Raw genomic sequence first — 3051 nt, 5'->3', positions numbered from 1 at the left:
CCGGTCGTACTGGTCGATGCGGTTGCCCTGGTTGCGCGAGCAGTCCGGCACCCCGATCGCCCGGTTCGTCGGTCTGCCCGAGTACGTGCTGGGTGAGCTGCTCGACACCGCGCCCATGTCGATCTCCCAGGCCTCCGGGACCGGTCTGCTGGATCTGCGCACCCTGCGCTGGGACGATGAGGCGCTGGCGCTGGCCGAGGCGACACCGGCGCAGCTGCCGCCCCTCGGCGAGCTGGACTGGCACGGCCGGCTCCGGGTCGACCTGGCTCGTCGGTGGCCGCAGCTGGCGCAGGCCCGCTGGTCACCGCCGGTCGGTGACGGAGGGGCGTCGAACGTCGGCTCGGGCTGCGTCGACCCGAGCCGGGCCGCCGTCACAGTGGGCACCTCCGCAGCCGTACGGCTGATGCAGCGGATCCCGGCCGGCGAACCGATGCCCCGCCTGCCGGAACGGTTGTGGCGTTACCGGGTCGACCACGACCACGTGGTGACCGGTGCCGCGTACGCCAACGGCGGCAACCTCTTCGCCTGGGCGAACCGGGAGTTGCGGTTGCCCCAGGGCGCGGAGTTGGACGCGGCGCTGGCGCTGGTGCCGGCGGGCGGTGGTCGACCGGCGGATCCCCGCTTCGGCGGCGACCGGGCACCCGGGCTGGCTCCGGCGGGCAGCGGAGCGCTGCGCGGGCTCAGCTTCAGCACCACATCTGTCGACATCCTGGCCGGGCTGATGCAGGGGCTGTGTGAGCTCGTCGCCGACGACCTCGGGGTGTTGGAGTCCACCATCGACAAACCGGTCGGCGTGGTGCTGGGCGGCGGCGCGGTTGCCGCCTCGGTGTGGTGGCGGCAGGCCTTCGCCACCGCGCTCGCACCGCGACCGGTATCGCATCAACGCAACCCGGAAATCGGCGCCACCGGTGCCGCGTTGGTCGCGCTGGGGCGCTTCGGTGACGCGATCGAGCTCGCCGACATCGGCCGGACGGACGAGCTGGTTTTACCGACCACGGCAGGACGGTCCCACCCGCAGTATCCTTCCTGAACCTCGGCCTCGCCCGGGCCGTTGACAGCGGTACCGAGCCTGGTTGGATGGACTGCGCTCCCCCGACCGCGGTGGACGCGGTAGGACGGAGGAGGCAGGGTGGCGGCAGGTCCCGACCCGGCGAACGGTGCGGTGTCGAACCATCGCCGCCGCCGCTTCGACGTCCGAGTCGTTCCGCATCGACGGCGGTCACCGTTCCGGCTGCGCGACTGGCGGATGAGCACGAAGCTCGCCACCGTGCTGGTGGTGCCGTCGATGGCGTTCCTCCTGCTCGCCGGGGTGCAGACCAGCACGCTGGTGGGGCGGACGACGGCGTTGAACGACTTCTCCAGTCAGGTCGGCATCGGCCGCCAGATCACCGCCGCGGTGCACCACCTCCAGCAGGAGCGCGACCGCTCGGCGGGGGAGCTGGGTGAGCTGCGTAAGGGTGGTGACCGGCAGGCCGCCGCGAACGACCTGAAGCCGTTGCAGGCGGCCACCGACAAGGCCATCGTGGACCTCAGCCGGGCCGCCGAGCCACTGGCGGACGCGGACGCCTCCTGGCGGGTGGCCTTCTCGGAGGCGTTGGAGGCGTACGACCAGGTGGTCGACATCCGCGCGGCGATCCCACCGGCGGTGCTCAGCAGCGAGACCATCCTGAGCAACTACCACCGGGCGGTCGGGGCGTTGCTCGACCTGCTCGCCGAACCGACGCCGGGTCAGAACCAGCCGGCGCTGAACGACGCGGTGCTGCGCTACGTCCAGCTGGCCCGGGTCAAGGAGCTGTCCTCCCGGGTGCGGGGCCAGCTCTACGCCGCCGCCCGCGCCGGTGCGTACGGCACCGAGGACCGGGTGATCCTCGCCGACCTGCGCGGCCAGCAACTCACCGCGCTCGGCGCGTTCCGGGTGGCCGCGACCAGTGCGCAGATCCGCCGCTACGACGAGACATCGGTGTCGCCGATGTTTCTGGTCGCCACCGATCTGGAGGAGCGCAGCCTGTCCTCCGGTGGCGCGTCGCCACAGGTGCTCCCGTCGGAGCAGTGGTGGTCGGCCAGCCAGCAACGCCAGGAGTCGCTGCGCCAGCTCGAGGCGGGCGTGCTCGACGACGCCGTGCGGCAGGCCGAGGAGGCCAGCGCCGACCAGCTGCGGGCGACCCTGCTGGTGGTCGGCGGGGTCGTGACGGTCCTGCTGGCCGCCCTGCTGATCTCGTTGCTCATCGGCCGGTCGGTCGCCCGGTCGATGCGGCTGCTGCGCAGCCAGGCGCTGCGGATCGCCCAGGTCGAGTTGCCCGACGCCCTGGACCGGCTGAAGACCGTCACCGGCGGGGTGCCCCGCATCGAGGTCGCGCCGGCGGTGGTGCGTTCGCTCGACGAGATCGGCGAGCTGGCCGAGGCGTTCGTGGCGGTGCACCGCAGCGCGGTCACTGTCGCCGTCGAGCAGGCGCTCATGCGGCGTAACGTCAACGCGATGTTCGTCAACCTGGCCCGGCGCAGTCAGGTGCTGGTGGAGCGCCAGTTGGAGCTGCTCGACGACCTGGAGCGCGAGGAGAGCGACCCGGACCAGCTGGAGAACCTGTTCAAGCTCGATCACCTGGCCGCCCGGATGCGCCGTAACGACGAGAGCCTGTTGGTGCTCGCCGGCACCGACTCCACCCGCCGGTGGAACCGGCCGGTCGGTCTCGGTGCGGTGCTGCTGGCCGCCGCCGCCGAGATCGAGCAGTACCAGCGGGTCCGGATCGAGTCGGTGGCGGACGTGCACGTGGTCGGGCACGCCGTCGGCGAGCTGGTGCACCTGCTGGCCGAGTTGCTGGAGAACGCCACGGCCTTCTCCCGCCCGGACACCGTCGTGGTGGTGACCGCCCGGGTCGGAGCGGGCGGTCCGCTGATCGAGATCGTCGACCGTGGTCTGGGCATGAGCCCGGCCGCGCTGGTGCAGGCGAACGAGGTGCTGGCCAGCCCGCCGGCCGCGGACGTGGCGGCGGTGGAGCGGATGGGGCACTTCGTCGTCAGCCACCTGGCGGCCCGTTTGGGCCTCCGCGTGCG

General features: G+C 72.4%; 2 protein-coding genes. Both read left to right on the top strand.

Features of this window, described 5'->3' with window-relative positions:
- Positions 1-1030 (top strand): FGGY-family carbohydrate kinase (locus KBX53_RS27680; protein ID WP_210862461.1); only part of this gene is annotated, 1030 nt, incomplete at its 5' end.
- Between the two features lie 99 nt (positions 1031-1129).
- The coding region (locus KBX53_RS27675) for an ATP-binding protein (protein ID WP_210862460.1) at positions 1130-3051 on the top strand (1922 nt) is incomplete at its 3' end.

Origin of the sequence: Micromonospora sp. M51 (assembly GCF_018070305.1) — a bacterium.
In the GTDB taxonomy this organism is placed as follows: domain Bacteria; phylum Actinomycetota; class Actinomycetes; order Mycobacteriales; family Micromonosporaceae; genus Micromonospora; species Micromonospora parva.
The sequence above is the reverse complement of the archived record's forward strand: the minus strand, read 5'-3'. Positions and strand labels throughout refer to the sequence as shown.